Raw genomic sequence first — 15,284 nt, forward strand, 5'->3', positions numbered from 1 at the left:
CGGTCCGGAACCTGCGGCGTGAACTGCCCCGATCGGTACGGAGCGACCCGGCGTGGCCGACAACTCGGTCACGCGCGATACTCTCGCGCGTGGGTTGTGCTATGCCGTTTCATCGCTCTACCGTGACGTTTGATTTGCGTGCGTAGCCGTTCCGCCCCCATGGGCCGCGCGCCCATGACGGCCCCCGTCGGCCCCCCGCGCCGACGGTTGCGAGCCCCGCTGGCCAACGATCAGGAGGAAGAAGCGGCCAACGTCTTCGCGACCTGTTGAAAACCTACGCGCCCGCGTGGGCGTCTCTTCATCAAGCCTTGAACGACAGGCGAAGGCACCGGCCGAGGCCCCGTGCCGAGGCACGAAACCACCGGCCGAGCCACGTCAGCACCGCGGACGCAGGTCGCGGATCACCGATCCCCCAGGGGGACCGTCCCCCCGTTTCCACCAAGGAATCGTCAGGCCGACCGGCCGTGAGAGGCAATCGAGGACCACGTGAGTACCGAACGACGACGGAGTGCCGAAGGCGGCCGTCGACGGGCCGATGGCCCGGTCGACGGTCCGCACGGCGACGGTGGCGATTGGGACGGCGTCCCGCCCGGGGCCGAGCGTCCCGGGAGGCGCCGTCGGCCGGAGGCCGGCGAGGAGAGCGGATTCTGGGGCGGAGAGGAGCCCGCCGAACGGCCGCGCCGCCGTCGGCCCCCCGAGGGTGAGCCCCCGCCCGGCGAAGGCCGGCGCCGCAGGCCCCCCGAAGGACACCGCCGCCGTCCCCCCGAGGACGGTGAGCGCCCCCGCCGCCGTCGCCCCGACGACGAGACCGCGGCCCTCGGGGCCGAGGGCGAACGCCCCCGCCGCAGGCGCCCCGACGACCCGCGGGCCGGTGGGCGCCGCAGGGCGGACGGCCCCCGCGACCCCCGCGAGCGCGACCGCACCCACGCCGCCGGTGCCGAAGGGCGCCGCCGTCCTCCGGGACGCGGAGACGGTGGAGGAGGCCGTGGCGGCCGTCGGCGCAGTGCCGCGGGCGACGACGACCGGCCCTGGTGGAAGCGTTTCTTCTCCAAGGCCTGGAAGCCCGCACTCGCGGTCTTCGGCCTCCTGATCATCGCCGGTGTCGGCACGTTCGCCGTGTTCTACTCGGTCGCCCCCGACGCCGACGACCTCGACCACCAGGCCGAGGTCGAGCTCAGCGCCACCCAGATCATGTGGGCCGGCGAGGAGGACGGCGAAGAGAGCGTCGCCCTCACCACCGGTGAGGTCAACCGGGTGCCCGTCGAGTTCGAGGACATCCCGGACAGTGTCGTGAGCGGGGTGCTCGCCGCCGAGCAGCACACCTTCTACGACGACCCGGGCATCAGCGTCACCGGTACCGCGCGTGCCCTGCTCTCCCGCGGTGAAGCGGGCGGTGGTTCCACCATCACCCAGCAGATGGCCCGTAACTACTACGGCGGGCTCTCGCAGGAGCAGACGATCCAGCGCAAGATCCGCGAGATCTTCATCTCGATCAAGCTGGCCCAGCAGCTGGAGCAGGACCAGATCCTCGAGCAGTACCTCAACACCATCTACTTCGGGCGCAACGCCTCCGGTGTCGAGGCCGCGGCCCAGGCCTACTTCGACAAGCCCGTCTCCGAGCTCGACGACGCCGAGGGCGCCTTCATCGGGCTGATCATCCAGCAGCCCAGCGCGTTCTCCAACCCGGAGCCGGGCGGTCCGCACGACCAGGTCATGCGGGGCGAGCGCTGGGACTACCTGCAGACCCAGCTCGCGGCGCTCAACGAGATCGAGCCCGAACTCGGCCTGCCCGAGGAGGAGGCGCAGAACCTCGAGTTCCCGGACACGGTCGAATACAACCCCGAGGAAGAGGGCGACCCGCAACTCGCCTACATCAACAACGCGGTCGTCGACGAGGTGGAGCGCCGGTACGACGGCATCACCGGCGCCGACATCGCGACGCAGGGGTACACGATCCAGACCTCGCTGGACGAGGACCTGATGACCGCCGCCGAGGACGCCTTCGACGTCCTCCCGGAGATGGCCGACGACACCATGCGCGGACTCACCTCCGTCAACCCCGAGACCGGGGAGATCGTCGCCTTCAACGGGGGACCGAACGCAGCGGAGGTCGTCAACAACTCGCTGACCCACCAGACACAGGCGGGTTCGGCGTACAAGCCGTTCGTGCTCGCGGCCGCGCTCAGGGACGGGGTGAGCCTCAACAGCCAGTTCGACGGCGACTCCCCGCAGGAGTTCCCCGGGTTGGAGAGCCCGGTGCAGAACGCCGGCGAACAGAGTTACGGCGAGGTCGACCTCATCCAGTCGACGGCGGACTCCATCAACACCCCCTATGTGGAACTGATGGTCCAGACGGGTGTGGAGAACGTCGACGACCTGGCCGTTGACATGGGCGTGAACGCGGCCCGTACCGAGACCTCGGTCCAGGGGCCGCTCGTCGCCCTGGGTACGCACCAGGTGAACACCCTGGACATGGCCTCGGCCTACGCCACCTTCGCCGCGCAGGGCCAGCAGAAGCCGGCCCACATGGTGACGGAGGTGCGCGACCGCAACGGCGACGTCGTCCAGCCCAACGACGCCGACGAGATCGAGAGCGGTTCCGAGGTCCTCGACAGCGACGTCACCGCCGACGCCACCCACGCCATGACCCAGGTCGTGGAGAACGGCGGTGGTGAGAACGCCGCGTTGCCCGACGGCCGTCCCGTCGCCGGCAAGACCGGTACCTCCTCCGACGCCGTCTCCGCCTGGTTCGTGGGGTACACCCCGCAGCTGGCCACCGCGGTCAGCCTCAGCCGGGCGGGCGCCGAACCGCTGGAGATCGGCGGTCAGGGCGATGTGGAGATCTTCGGTGGCACCACCTCCGCGAACGTCTGGAGCGAATTCATGACGACCGCGATGGAGGGTGAGGAGGTCCAGGAGTTCCCGCCGCCGCAGTTCATCGGTGACGACCAGAGCTTCCTGCCCACGCCGGAGCCGACGCCGGAGCCCACGCCGGAACCGACCGAGGAGCCGACGGAGGAGCCCACGGACGAGCCGTCCGAGGAGCCCACGCCTCCGGAGGACTGCAACCCGCTCGACCCCACCTGTGAGCCCGAGGAGATCGACTGCGAGGACCCGCAGTTCGAGGGTCACCCCGAGTGCCAGGAGGACGGCGAGGACGACGGCCCCGAGTGGCCGTGGGACCCGGAGGAGGAAGCTCCCGAGGAGGACAACAACAGCCTGATCAGGCCTCAGCGGGAGTGATACCGACAGGTCGACGTCGCGACGTGCCGATCTCCTGACAGATCGACCTCCTGACAGATCGACATGCCGACACGGTGACGAGGGGCCGGCGACCGCGCAGCACAGCGCGGACGCCGGCCCCTCTCGCTGTCCACAGGGGCGGAACCGACCCGCCAGGGTGGTACGGAGCTGCTGGTAATCTTGGCTCCCGTACGGCTCAGAGCCCCGATCACTCCCCGGCCCGGTCCGGGTGACGGGAACGGGGCACCTGACCTCCTGCCATGGAGATTCCATGGCCGCAACAGTCCAGAGGAGGAACGAACGCTCATGCGTCGTTACGAAATCATGGTCATCCTCGAGCCCAGCCTCGACGAGCGCACCGTCGCCCCGTCGCTGGAGAACTTCCTCGGCGTCGTCCGCAACGACGGCGGCTCGGTCGAGAAGGTCGACATCTGGGGCAAGCGCCGTCTCGCCTACGACATCGACAAGAACGCCGAGGGCATCTACGCGGTCGTCGACCTGACCGCCACGCCCGCCACGGTCAAGGAGCTGGAGCGCCAGCTCGGCATCGCCGAGTCCGTTCTGCGCACCAAGGTGCTCCGCCCCGAGGTCCACTAGGACCCGGTCCGTCCCCAGAGGGCGGCGGTTGTCCACACCCCCTGCCTCCGAGCATTCCGTTCTGTCGTCACCGGCGCGGATGATCGGGGGAACAGGCCCCAGCGCCTGATCCGTCTATCTCGAACCGGAGCCGATCCATGGCAGGCGAAACCCAGATCACGCTCGTCGGCAACCTCGTCGACGACCCTGAACTGCGCTTCACGCCCAGTGGAGCCGCGGTCGCCAACTTCCGAGTGGCCTCGACGCCTCGCACCTTCGACCGCCAGGCGGGGGAGTGGAAGGACGGCGAGTCCATGTTCCTCACCTGCACCGTCTGGCGGCAGTACGCGGAGAACGTCGCGGAGAGCCTCCAGCGCGGCATGCGTGTCATCGTCCAGGGGCGCCTCAAGCAGCGTTCCTTCGAGACCCGCGAGGGTGAGAAGCGCACCGTCTTCGAGATCGACGTCGACGAGGTCGGTCCCGCCCTGCGCCGCGCCACCGCCAAGGTGACCAAGACGGCGGGTCAGGGCGGCGGCGGCTTCGGCGGCCAAGGTGGCGGTTTCGGTGGCGGCCAGCCCCAGGGCGGCGGCTACGGGAACCAGGGCGGCGGCTTCGGCGGCGGCCCCCAGGGCGGTCGCGGCGGAGCACCCGCCGACGACCCGTGGGCGACCAACGGCGGTGGCGGCGGCTTCGGCGGCGGCGGGTTCTCCGACGAGCCCCCGTTCTAGTCCGAGGTCGAGCACCGAGCATCACCCCGGCCGGTGTCCGCCGGACACCGTGCCACCATCCATTTGTCATAGACCATCCCCGGGAACGACCCGGGGCTCTTGCGAAGGAGCACCACGATGGCGAAGCCGGCAGCGCGCAAGCCCAAGAAGAAGGTGTGCATCTTCTGCCAGGAGAAGCAGTCCTACATCGACTACAAGGACACCACGCTTCTCCGTAAGTTCATCTCCGAGCGCGGCAAGATCCGTGCTCGTCGGGTGACCGGTAACTGCACGCAGCACCAGCGCGACGTCGCGACCGCGATCAAGAACGCGCGCGAGGTCGCCCTGCTGCCCTACACCAGCAGCACCCGATAGCCGGGAAACTCCGAGGGAGGTTTTTGTCGTGAAGCTGATCCTGACCCACGAGGTCAACGGTCTCGGAGCCCCCGGCGATGTCGTCGAGGTGCGGGACGGCTACGGCCGTAACTACCTGCTCCCCCGCGGGTTCGCCATCGTGTGGACCCGTGGCGGCCAGAAGCAGATCGACCTCATCCAGCGCGCCCGTCGCTCCCGCGACATCCGCACGCTGGACGAGGCCCGTCAGATCGCCGGCCAGGTCGAGTCGCTCACGGTGCGCCTGAAGCAGCGCGCCGGCCAGGGCGGCCGTCTGTTCGGTTCTGTCACCGCCGGTGACGTCGCCGAGGCCGTGAAGGCCTCCGGCGGTCCCGAGCTGGACAAGCGCCGGATCGAGATCAAGAACGCGATCAAGTCGGTCGGCGCCCACAAGGTCGACGTGCGCCTCCACCCCGAGGTCAGCGCGACCATCAAGCTGGACGTCGCAGGCGTCTAGTCACGGTCGACCGTCGAAGGCCCCGTCCCGCTTCGTGCGGGGCGGGGCCTTTCGTCTGTGTGTGAGATGGACACGCCGCCCCTGAAGCCCAAGTGTGATTACAGTTGGTAATCTATCGTGTTCTCTGTGTTGGCATCCCGGATGCCCCGCACAGAGAGGACGAAGCATCGATGGCCGTAGAGAGACTGGACCGCAGGACCATGCTCCGCGGGGCCGCACTCCTCGCCGGGGGTGTACTGCTCGGCGGAGGGCTGGGCACGACCACCGCACGCGAGGCCCGGGCCGCCGCGATGCCGAAGGTGTTCACGCGGGACGACTGGGGTGCCCGTGCGCCCCAGGAGACGATCGACGTCCGGTCGGGCGGACCGACGCACATCGTGGTGCACCACACCGCGACCGAGAACGTCTCCGACACCTCGACGTCGCACGCGGCCGCCCTGTCCCGTTCCATCCAGAGGTTCCACATGGACACCAACGGGTGGGCCGACACCGGACAGCAGTTCACGATCAGCCGCGGCGGACACATCATGGAGGGCCGTGAGCGCTCCCTGGCCGCCGTGGGCGAGGGGTCGCACGTGATCGGCGCACACACCGCCGACCACAACGACCACACCATCGGGATCGAGAACGAGGGCACCTACACCTCGGCCACGCCGCCCGGAGACCTCCTCGACGCACTGGCCGACACGTGTGCCTGGCTGTGCACCGCCTACGGGCTGGACCCGGAGGAGGCGATCGTCGGCCACCGCGACTACAACTCGACCAACTGCCCCGGTGACGAGCTGTACGGGCTGCTCCCGCAGCTGCGCAGCGACACCGCGGCCAAGATGTCGAACGTGCGGAGCGAACTCGACGGGGTCGTGGACCTGGATCTGCGCCCCGAACAGCTGCCGTCGTTCCCCGGGCTCCCGCAGGCCGAACGGGTCGCCAACCACTACCACGGTCCGACGATCGGTCAGCGCGAACCGGTCCTGTGACCCGTCACCGGGGCCGCTCTGCCCCGGTGACCAGCCATGCACCGCCCCGTGCCCTCAGCCCCAGGGTGAGGGCACGGGCCAGGATCCACACGGAGAAGGCCCCCCACAGGCCGACCAACCCCCACAGCTGGGACCCCGCCACACTCGGCAGGGCCAGCGCGAACGGCAGGAACGCCAGCATCGTCCACAGGGACGCCCACGCGAGGTAACGCTGGTCCCCGGCCCCCATCAGGACCCCGTCCAGCACCATCGTCACCCCGCTCAACGGCTGCATCAGGGCCACCACGACCAGCGAGGCCATGATCAACGAGGCCACGTGTGCGTCGTCGGTGAAGGGGACCGGTGCCCAGGGCAGCACCAACAGCACCACGACGGTGAAGACCAGCCCGGCCATCACACCCCACTCGACCATGCGCCGGGTCGCGTCGCGGGTCCCGCGCACGTCGCCGGCGCCGAGGTAGCGGCCCACGATGGACTGTCCGGCGATGGCGACGGCGTCCATGGCGAAGACGAGCAGGGCCCAGATGTTGTAACTGACCTGGTGCGCGGCGATCGACTCGTCGCCCAGACGGGCGGCGACCGCGGTCGTGACCAGCGCGACCACACGCATGGAGACGCTGCGCAGGAACAGGGCGAACCCGGCGGTCGCCGAGCGGCGCAGGCCGTACAGGCTCGGCGCGAGGGAGACCCCCTGACCGCGGGCCGACCGGGCGATCGCGGCCACGTACCAGAAGGCCCCCGCCCCCTGCGCGATCACCGTCGACCAGGCCGAACCGGCGATGCCCCAGTCCATGACGAGCACGAAGAGCGCACACAGCAGGGCGTTGCCCGCGTAGGACGCCACGGCCACCACGAGTGGGGTGCGGGCGTCCTGGAGTCCGCGCAGGACCCCGGTCCCGGCCATGATGATCAGCAGGAACGGGGTGCTCAGCAGGCTGATGCGCAGGTAGGTCAGCGCGTAGGGCGCGACCTCGGGGGAGGCGCCGAGCATGTCGATGAGGTACGGGCCCAGGGGCCAGCCGATGCCGATGGCGGCGATCCCGAGGAGCACGGCGAGCCACAGGCCGTCGATCCCGTCGCGCATCCCGCCGGGGATGTCCCCGGCCCCGAATTTGCGGGCCACCGCGGCGGTGGTCCCGTAGGCGAGGAAGATGCACACCGCGGCCAGGGTCAGCAGGACCTGGCCGGCCACCCCGAGCCCGCCGAGGGCCTGGGTGCCGAGAGTGCCGACGATCGCGGAGTCGGTGAGCAGGAACAGGGGCTCACTGATGAGAGCGAAGAACGTGGGGACCGCGAGTGCGAAGATCTCCCGGTCGTGGCGGTGCCGGAAGGGCGCGGCGGAGAGCAGTCTGGGCATGACGGGGCAAGATTACCGGACACCCGTTCGACGGGGTGGGTGAAGTTGTCCACAGGCGCGCGAAAGCCTGTGGACAACCTGTGGAAAGACCCTCTGTGAGGCATCTGGCACCCGGGGGTCACGAAGCACGTTTTCGCAGATCAAATGGGTCATGAACGGGACGTCGCAAAGTTATCCACAGGTGATGTGCACAACCTGTGCGCACAACGTCCCGCGCAGCCCGGGACATGGTGGTACAGGCGGTTGTCCACAGGCTTCTGCCGGGGTCCGGGAGGACCTCGGGATGGGGCATCCTGGAGGGGTCGTCATCGTCTCTGGGGGAGTAGTCCGTGAGCGTCGCCGAGGAACCACCCGAGGAACGCGGATACGATCGCACCCCTCCCCACGACATCCAGGCGGAGCAGAGCGTGCTCGGCGGCATGCTCCTGTCGAAGGACGCCATCACGCAGGTCGTGGAGATCATCCGCTCCGCCGACTTCTACCGGCCCGCGCACCAGATCATCTACGACGCGGTCGTGGACCTGTTCTCCCGCGGCGAGCCGGTCGACGCCATCTCCGTCAACGCCGAGCTCACCAAGCGCGGCGAGGTCACCCGGGTGGGCGGCGCCCCTTACCTGCACACCCTGACCGAGGCGATCCCCACCGCCGCCAACGCCGGCTACTACGCCAAGATCGTCTCCGACCGCGCGATCCTGCGCCGCCTCGTGGAGGTCGGTACCCGCATCGCGCAGATCGGCTACACCGGCGACGGCGAGGTCGACGACCTCGTCGACCACGCACAGGCCGAGATCTACCGCGTTGCCGAGAAGCGCACCGGCGAGGACTACCTCGCGCTCGCCGACATCATGCCCGGCGCCCTCGACGAGATCGAGGCGATCGGTGCCCACGACGGCAGCCTCACGGGTGTGCCCACGGGCTTCGCCGACTTCGACGCGCTCACCAACGGCCTGCACCCCGGCCAGATGGTGATCATCGCCGCCCGCCCGGCAGTAGGCAAGTCGACGCTTGCACTCGATTTTGCTCGGGCGGCCTCCATCAAGAACGACATGACCTCGGTCTTCTTCAGCCTGGAGATGGGGCGGAACGAGATCGTCATGCGCCTGCTCTCGGCCGAGGCGCGGGTCCCGCTGCACACGATGCGGTCCGGTCTGATGACCGACGACGACTGGACCCGCCTGGCCAGACGCATGGGCGAGGTCGCCAACGCCCCCCTGTTCATCGACGATTCCCCGAACATGTCGATGATGGAGATCCGTGCCAAGGCGCGCCGTCTCAAGCAGCAGCACGATCTCAAGCTCATCGTCGTCGACTACCTCCAGCTCATGAGCGCCTCCGGCCGGGTGGAGAGCCGGCAGCAGGAGGTATCGGAGATGTCGCGTTCCCTCAAGCTCTTGGCCAAGGAGCTCGAGGTTCCGGTCGTGGCGCTCTCACAGCTCAACCGTGGCCCGGAACAACGCACGGACAAGCGCCCGCAGGTCTCGGACCTGCGTGAGTCCGGATGCCTGGTCCCAGAAACACGTGTACGGCGTGCAGACACGGGTGTTGAGACCACCTTGGGTGAGCTGCACGAGAGCGGGGAGACCGATATCCCGGTGTGGTCCCTCGACGAAAAGTTGCGCATGGTTCCCCGGACCATGACTCACGTGTTCTCCAGCGGCACCAAGCAGGTGTACCGCCTTCTCCTCACCTCGGGCCGGGAGGTCACCGCGTCGGGAAACCACCCCTTCCTCGCGTTCGACGGATGGACACCGCTGGAGGAACTGGGTGCGGGTGACCGGATCGCCGTACCCCGGTCGGTGCCGGAACCTGAGCAGGTGCGTTCATGGTCGGAGCCGGAGGTCATCCTCTTGGCTCACCTCATCGGGGACGGCTCCTTCGTCCGTCGGCAGCCGATTCGTTACGCGAACACGGACGAGGACAACTTGGCCGTCGTCACAGAGGCCGCGGCCCACTTCGGGGTCCGGGCGGTGCGTGACGAGCACGCTGCTGCCCGCACGGTCTCGCTCCGGCTTCCGTCCCCGTACCGGTTGACCCACGGTAAGCGGAACCCGATCGCGCAGTGGTTGGACGGCTTGGGGCTCTTCGGGCTGCGCAGCCACGAGAAGTTCGTCCCGTGCGGGGTCTTCTCCCTGCCGGAATCACAGGTCGCGTTGTTCCTCCGACACCTATGGGCGACCGACGGGTCGGTCGGGTGGGACCGGGCGGCGGACAAGGCCCGCATCTACTACTCGACAACGAGCCGTCGCTTGGTCGACGACGTGAGCCACCTGCTCATGCGGCTCGGCATCATGAGCCGGATCAAGGAGACCCGGAAGGGCGATTACCGGCCCAGCTACACCGTGGACGTCAACGGTGTCGACGACCAGCGTCGCTTCGCCGACCTGGTGGGCTGCCACGGTGCGCGGTCGGTGCGCGTGGACGAGTGTGTGACGGCGCTCGCCGGTCGCAAGGCCAACACCAATCTGGACACGGTCCCTCACCAGGTGTGGGATCAGGTCCGAGAAGGCCTCGCAAACCGGGGGATGACCCATCGTGAGTTCGCGTCCGCCATGGAGACCAGTTTCAGTGGCAGGAGCATGTGGAAGCGCGCGCCGAGCAGAACCCGGCTCTCCCGAGTGGCCCAGGTGTTGGACGACGCCGATCTGGATCTGCTCGCCACCAACGACGTTTTCTGGGATGAGATCGCCGCGGTGGAGCCGCTCGGGGAGCGCGAGGTGTTCGATGCCACGGTTCCGGGCACGCACAATTTTGTCGCCAACGGGATCCACGTACACAATTCGATCGAGCAGGACGCCGACATGGTGATCCTCCTGTACCGCGAGGACGTGCACGACAAGGAGTCGCCGCGCGCGGGCGAGGCGGACATCATCGTGGCCAAGCACCGTAATGGTCCGACCGCGGACGTCACCGTCGCCTTCCAGGGGCACTACAGCCGCTTTGTCGACATGGCGCCGGGCTGATGGAGCGACGTGTCGCCACGGCGACAGGTCTCTGAAGTGCTGTAACCACAGAACCACCTGCGGTTATATCGGTCCGTCCACAAGTCGATTTTTGTGCAGACCAAAAAGTCGACAAAGAGCTACGTCGACATGACGCCACAGCCCCGTGCCTGTCGCCGAAGCCGGCGGGGTGGCCGGCGGATCCTCGCGGCGAACATTCCGGGCGGGGCCCGGCGCGTGTCCTCCAGGTGCGGAGGCCCGAGTGTGCCGCGGCCCCGTGCCGGAGGGGAAACGGCCGAGCGGGTTTCGGACACCGAATGAGGCCGCAGGTGCGGGGCCGGATGGAGGCCCTCCGGTCCGCATCGGGGTGAGCCGTCCCGTGCCGGCCGGGTGCGGGTGGTCGCCGTGAGAGCAGGATCACCTCCGTTGTGTGGCCGGAGGTCCTGTATTCAGACAACCGGAACCCGATTAATCGACGGGCTGATTTGTCGACAAAACGATCCGCGCGGGGATCGAGTGACAGGAGCACCGCCCTACACACGCATCAGGCCCCCGCCCGGTGTGGGCGGGGGCCTGTGCGAGTCGTGGGGCCGGGGGGGGTGTCAGAACCAGCGGGCCTCGGGGCGGGTGCGCCCGTTCTCGTCGGTCACGAGGACCCAGTGCATGATCGGGTGCCCCGAGCTGATGCGGTCGGCGTCCTCGCGGGGCTGCGGGACGGCTGCGGGGCCGCTGCCCAGGCCGGAGAGGCGGCGGGTCGTGGCGGCAGAGCGCGTGCTGCGACGGGTGTGGGAGCGAGTGGGCTGAGGTGCACGTTCGGTCCGGCGCGCCATGGTGACCCCTCTCGTTTCCGTTTCAGATGATCTAAGTTAACCCGTCGTTCACCTTGGAGTCAATCGCCCGGGCGGTGAGAACCGGGGCTTCCGCGGCTGGATCGGGCCTCAGGTGAACGGAAGGTGAACGAGGGGCGAACCCGGACGACGGGTGCAGAAACGACGAGAGCACCCGCCGCAGCGGGTGCTCTCGTCGTCGCTCTCGTGCGTGGAGGAGGGCCTCACTCCTTGAAGATGAGCCCCACGACCTCCAGGTAGAGCTGTTCCGGGTACGGGATGAAGTTGATCTTGCTGAGGGCCTGGTCCTGACCGGCCGACTCCATCACGAACGTCCCGTAACCGAGGAAGCGGCCGAGCAGCGTGCGCTCGAACCGCATGTCGGTGACCTTGCCGAGCGGCATCATGTTCACCTGGCGGGTGATGAGTCCCGTGGTGAGCAGGAGCCTCGCCGAGGTGATGACGAAGTAGTCCACCGACCACTCGGCCACCTGCCAGACGAACCACACCAGCATCAGCAGCCACAGCCACCAGATGATGGCCAGGCTCGCCGTGCTGTTGGCGATCGCCGTGTTGCTGAGGATCCCGGCCACGATCAGGGCGGCGAGCACCGCGCTGACCGGCCCGATGAGCACGGCTGGATGCCTGCGGATGGTCACCACGTCCTGCTCGTGGGGGAGCAGGTAACGGTTGACCGAGGCGGGTGCGCTGTTACTCGACGCTACGAGGCGCATGCCGGCCGACCACCCCTAAGGAAGCAGCGCGTTGACGAAGCGGGACATCGCTTCCGCGCCGCCCATGAGCCCGCCCAGGGCGCTCTGGATCACCCCTGCGGCGCTCTCCGGCTGCGTGAGCAGATAGAACGCCACAAAGGCGATGAGCGCGTATCCGCCCCATTTCTTCAACTTCGCCACGTCTGACTCCCCTTGGAATCCACCTGACCCACTGGCCCAGCAGAGATTGTTCCACCGACCATGGTGCCCGTAAAGCCAGTGCTACACCATCGGCGTGGCGTTATGTCGGACGTTCGACGCTTGCCGAAACTGTCCTTTTCCGGTGCCGCTGGTAACCCCGTGAAAGAGGGGCCGTAACCCGTGTACGCAGGTCAGCGCTGTTCGTTGAGGGCCAGGGCCAGAACCTGCAGATGTTGGCGGGCGATGCGTTCGACCAGCTCGGGCGTGGCGTTCCCGGTGACGTCCTGGGCTCCGTGGTGGGCCGCGTTCACGCACCGGGTCACGGTCGCCGTGTGGTGCACGCCGTTGAACTCCGATTCCAGCCGGTGGACCACCGGGGCGAAATGCGAGTCGCGGGAGATGTGGGGCGTCGAAGGGGAGGGGTTCTCCGGCATCTCACTCCTTGGGGGCTCTTCTGAGGTGTGTCGCGCACTGTGTGCGCCTCGGGGCTGTGCGTAGCCCGCGGAGGGTTGCCTGGACGTCGGCCGCGAAGGGCGGTCGGTCCTGGGGGAGGAGGCTCGGCTACGCGCTGTGTGGGGTTCTTTTCGGTCCGGCGGGTTTGCCCTGTTAAGGGCGGTTCTCAACCATGATCACTCGTGTCTGTTACGTTCCCATCTCGAATCGAATTCGGCTAATGCAGCAGGGGGTTGCGGTCTGGTGGACCCGCTGCTTCGACCTGGGGCGATGCACGTTACCAGTGTGCCATTACCCGTCTTTCGGACCTTCATTCACGCGCCCGGAAAATGGACCGAAAAAGCGCCCAACCGGAGACCGGTTGGGCGCTCGGGATGCGGAGAGGGCTGTCGGCTCAGTGGCAGCCGTACAGGCGGTCGCCCGCGTCGCCCAGCCCCGGGACGATGTAGCCGTTCTCGTCCAGCCGCTCGTCGACCGCGGCGGTGACCACACGCAGGGTGGCTCCGTGGTCGGGGTCGAGGGACTCCTCGAGCTGCTGCTCGACGGCGGTCAGGCCTTCGGGGGCGGCCAGCAGGCACAGGGCCGTGATGTGGTCGGCGCCGCGCTCGACCAGCAGTTGCAGCGCTGCTGCGAGAGTGCCGCCCGTCGCCAGCATCGGGTCGAGCACGTAGATCTGGCGGCCCGAGAGGTCCTGCGGGAGGCGGTCGGCGTAGGTGGCCGGCTGGAGCGTCTCCTCGTTGCGTGCCATGCCGAGGAAACCGACCTCGGCGGTCGGCAGCAGACGGGTCATGCCGTCGAGCATGCCGAGCCCGGCGCGCAGGATCGGGACGACCAGGGGGGTGGGGCGGGTGAGTTGGGTTCCGGTCGCCCGCGTCAGCGGGGTCTCCAGGGTGACCTCGCTCACGCGTACGTCGCGGGTGGCCTCGTAGGCGAGCAGGGTGACCAGCTCGTCGGTGAGGCGCCGGAAGGTCGGGGAGTCGGTCCGCACGTCGCGCAGGGTGGTCAGCTTGTGCGCCACCAACGGGTGGTCGACGACCAGGGTTTCCAAGGCTTTCTCCGGTTGAGCTGGGCTGACGGGACGGTGGCTGGGGAGAAGTGGGCGTGCCCGAGTCTAATCGCGAGGTCCGCCCGCACCGCCGCAGCGCGGGCGTCACATGCGTCGCACCACTCCCGTACCGATCGGCCGCACCCCCTGGCAGACAGCAGCGCGCGCCCCTTACCCTTCGGGTCCGGTGGTGGCCCGCGGACGCGGGCGGGCACATGAGTCCGCCCCTGCGCGGACACCGCCGAGCACTGATTGTGGACAAGGATGACGGGAGGCGCGGGGTGATCGTTACCATGGCTGTCGCAGGGGCGATCCGGGGTTCCGTCGTCCGCACCGATGCACCGGCCGGGTTGGGGTGGCGATGACAGTACTCGATCATGGTGACGACGATTCGGGCGACTTCGCCGCCGTCGCTTACAGGGAAGAGGAGTACTGGGACGTCGATCTGCTCCCGGTCGCCCTCACCCAGGACCTCAAGGGGCTCATTCACGCCCTGCGCCAGCAACCCAGCATCAGCGGTTCGCTCGGCCTGGTCTCGATCGGCGACGACTTCTTCATCATCGTTCGGGTCTACGGTGAGGAGACCTCCCTCTTCCTCTCCGACGTGACCGCCTCGGTCGACTGGGAGATGGCCCGCGACGTCCTGGACGAACTCGGGATCGACGTCCCCGACGACGACGATCTGGACCAGGTCCTGCCCGCGGGCGACCTGTCGATCGTGGCCGATCTCGGCCTGGACGAGATGGAGCTGGGCGCCCTCGCGGGCGACCTCGACCTGTACCCCGACGAGGTGCTGGCGAGCGTCGCCGAGCGGCTGGGATTCGCCCAGTCCTTCCAGCGTGTCCTGGACGGGATGGGGTAAGGGAGTCCTGGAGTTCACCCCGGCAGAACAGGAGAGCACGCGGTGTCGACCTTCGCAGCCATCTTCGCCCCGGACGGGAAGGTGTGGCGGGGTACCGAGGTCGAGCTCGACGAAGCGGACATGATCGACGACATCACCGATCTCATGGTCGACTTCGCGGTCGACCGCGGCGGTGACGAGGCCCTCCTCCTCGTGGAGGCCGATGACGAGTGGTTCGCGATCGTCCGGGCCGAGGACGGCGGTGAAGAACCCCGGATCTATCTTTCCGACGCCCGCGTGGTGCACGACCACCCCGTTGCCTCGGTGTTGTCGGAGGCCGGCGGGCTGGGTGCGCCGCCGCCGTCCGAGAGCGCCGGTTCCCGACCCAACCCGGTCCCCGACGGTGACGGGGACCTCCTCACCGACCTCGGCGTGACCGAGGACGAGCTGCACGACCTGGCTTCGGGCGGCGGTGTGCTGCCCAGCGACGTGTTGGCCGTGGTCGCCGAGCGGGCGGGGTTCGCCGACCTGCTCGACGGCATGAGGCTCTGAGGC

The 15,284-nt window shown here is 68.5% G+C and carries 15 protein-coding genes; 9 read left to right on the plus strand and 6 right to left on the minus strand.

Annotated features, from left to right (window positions below; translation table 11 throughout):
- The first annotated feature begins 486 nt into the window (after positions 1–486).
- The 6 genes from IDM40_RS05375 to IDM40_RS05400 all read left to right on the plus strand — a co-directional run bounded on the left by IDM40_RS05375 (position 487) and on the right by IDM40_RS05400 (position 6,353).
- Positions 487–3,243: a transglycosylase domain-containing protein gene (locus IDM40_RS05375; RefSeq protein ID WP_328806945.1), complete on the plus strand. Its 2,757-nt coding sequence runs from the start codon at positions 487–489 to the stop codon at positions 3,241–3,243.
- Positions 3,244–3,549: 306 nt separating this feature from the next.
- Positions 3,550–3,840 (plus strand): 30S ribosomal protein S6, encoded by a 291-nt coding sequence (gene rpsF / locus IDM40_RS05380; protein WP_193120800.1) that lies wholly within the window; start codon positions 3,550–3,552, stop codon positions 3,838–3,840.
- A gap of 137 nt (positions 3,841–3,977) precedes the next feature.
- The gene (locus IDM40_RS05385; protein WP_193120801.1) at positions 3,978–4,547 is read left to right on the plus strand and encodes a single-stranded DNA-binding protein; all 570 of its coding nucleotides are present in this window, start codon (positions 3,978–3,980) and stop codon (positions 4,545–4,547) included.
- Between the two features lie 117 nt (positions 4,548–4,664).
- Positions 4,665–4,901 carry a 30S ribosomal protein S18 gene (rpsR, locus tag IDM40_RS05390; RefSeq protein ID WP_017577046.1) on the plus strand — a complete coding sequence of 79 codons (237 nt, stop codon included), beginning with the start codon at positions 4,665–4,667 and terminating at the stop codon, positions 4,899–4,901.
- Positions 4,902–4,929: 28 nt separating this feature from the next.
- Complete coding sequence (gene rplI, locus IDM40_RS05395) at positions 4,930–5,376, plus strand: 50S ribosomal protein L9 (protein ID WP_193120802.1); 447 nt, start codon at positions 4,930–4,932, stop codon at positions 5,374–5,376.
- A gap of 170 nt (positions 5,377–5,546) precedes the next feature.
- The gene (locus IDM40_RS05400) at positions 5,547–6,353 is read left to right on the plus strand and encodes a peptidoglycan recognition protein family protein (protein WP_235997346.1); all 807 of its coding nucleotides are present in this window, start codon (positions 5,547–5,549) and stop codon (positions 6,351–6,353) included.
- 4 nt (positions 6,354–6,357) lie between these two features.
- Here IDM40_RS05400 and IDM40_RS05405 read toward each other — a convergent pair whose 3' ends face one another.
- Positions 6,358–7,710: an MATE family efflux transporter gene (locus tag IDM40_RS05405; RefSeq protein ID WP_193120803.1), complete on the minus strand. Its 1,353-nt coding sequence runs from the start codon at positions 7,708–7,710 to the stop codon at positions 6,358–6,360.
- Between the two features lie 329 nt (positions 7,711–8,039).
- Here IDM40_RS05405 and IDM40_RS27985 point away from each other — a divergent pair, with 329 nt between their 5' ends.
- Entirely contained in the window at positions 8,040–10,670 is a 2,631-nt protein-coding gene (locus IDM40_RS27985; RefSeq protein ID WP_193120804.1) for a replicative DNA helicase, read from the plus strand.
- A 581-nt stretch (positions 10,671–11,251) separates the two neighbouring features.
- On the opposite strand, the gene IDM40_RS05415 is transcribed toward IDM40_RS27985, so the two are convergent.
- The 5 genes from IDM40_RS05415 to upp form a co-directional block, all read right to left on the minus strand.
- The gene (locus tag IDM40_RS05415) at positions 11,252–11,479 is read right to left on the minus strand and encodes a hypothetical protein (protein WP_193120805.1); all 228 of its coding nucleotides are present in this window, start codon (positions 11,477–11,479) and stop codon (positions 11,252–11,254) included.
- Positions 11,480–11,700: 221 nt separating this feature from the next.
- Positions 11,701–12,210: a PH domain-containing protein gene (locus IDM40_RS05420; RefSeq protein ID WP_193120806.1), complete on the minus strand. Its 510-nt coding sequence runs from the start codon at positions 12,208–12,210 to the stop codon at positions 11,701–11,703.
- A 15-nt stretch (positions 12,211–12,225) separates the two neighbouring features.
- On the minus strand, positions 12,226–12,390 hold the full coding sequence (locus tag IDM40_RS05425; RefSeq protein ID WP_193120807.1) for a hypothetical protein: 165 nt from the start codon (positions 12,388–12,390) through the stop codon (positions 12,226–12,228).
- 191 nt (positions 12,391–12,581) lie between these two features.
- Positions 12,582–12,824 carry a hypothetical protein gene (locus IDM40_RS05430; protein WP_017614218.1) on the minus strand — a complete coding sequence of 81 codons (243 nt, stop codon included), beginning with the start codon at positions 12,822–12,824 and terminating at the stop codon, positions 12,582–12,584.
- A 413-nt stretch (positions 12,825–13,237) separates the two neighbouring features.
- Complete coding sequence (gene upp, locus IDM40_RS05435; protein WP_193120808.1) at positions 13,238–13,891, minus strand: uracil phosphoribosyltransferase; 654 nt, start codon at positions 13,889–13,891, stop codon at positions 13,238–13,240.
- 358 nt (positions 13,892–14,249) lie between these two features.
- Here upp and IDM40_RS05440 point away from each other — a divergent pair, with 358 nt between their 5' ends.
- Positions 14,250–14,750, plus strand: a complete 501-nt coding sequence (locus IDM40_RS05440; protein ID WP_017614219.1) for a tRNA adenosine deaminase-associated protein — start codon at positions 14,250–14,252, stop codon at positions 14,748–14,750.
- Positions 14,751–14,792: 42 nt separating this feature from the next.
- Positions 14,793–15,281: a tRNA adenosine deaminase-associated protein gene (locus IDM40_RS05445; RefSeq protein WP_193120809.1), complete on the plus strand. Its 489-nt coding sequence runs from the start codon at positions 14,793–14,795 to the stop codon at positions 15,279–15,281.
- Positions 15,282–15,284 lie beyond the last annotated feature (3 nt).

It is taken from the genome of Nocardiopsis coralli (assembly GCF_014892575.1).
Classification (GTDB): Bacteria; Actinomycetota; Actinomycetes; order Streptosporangiales; family Streptosporangiaceae; genus Nocardiopsis; species Nocardiopsis coralli.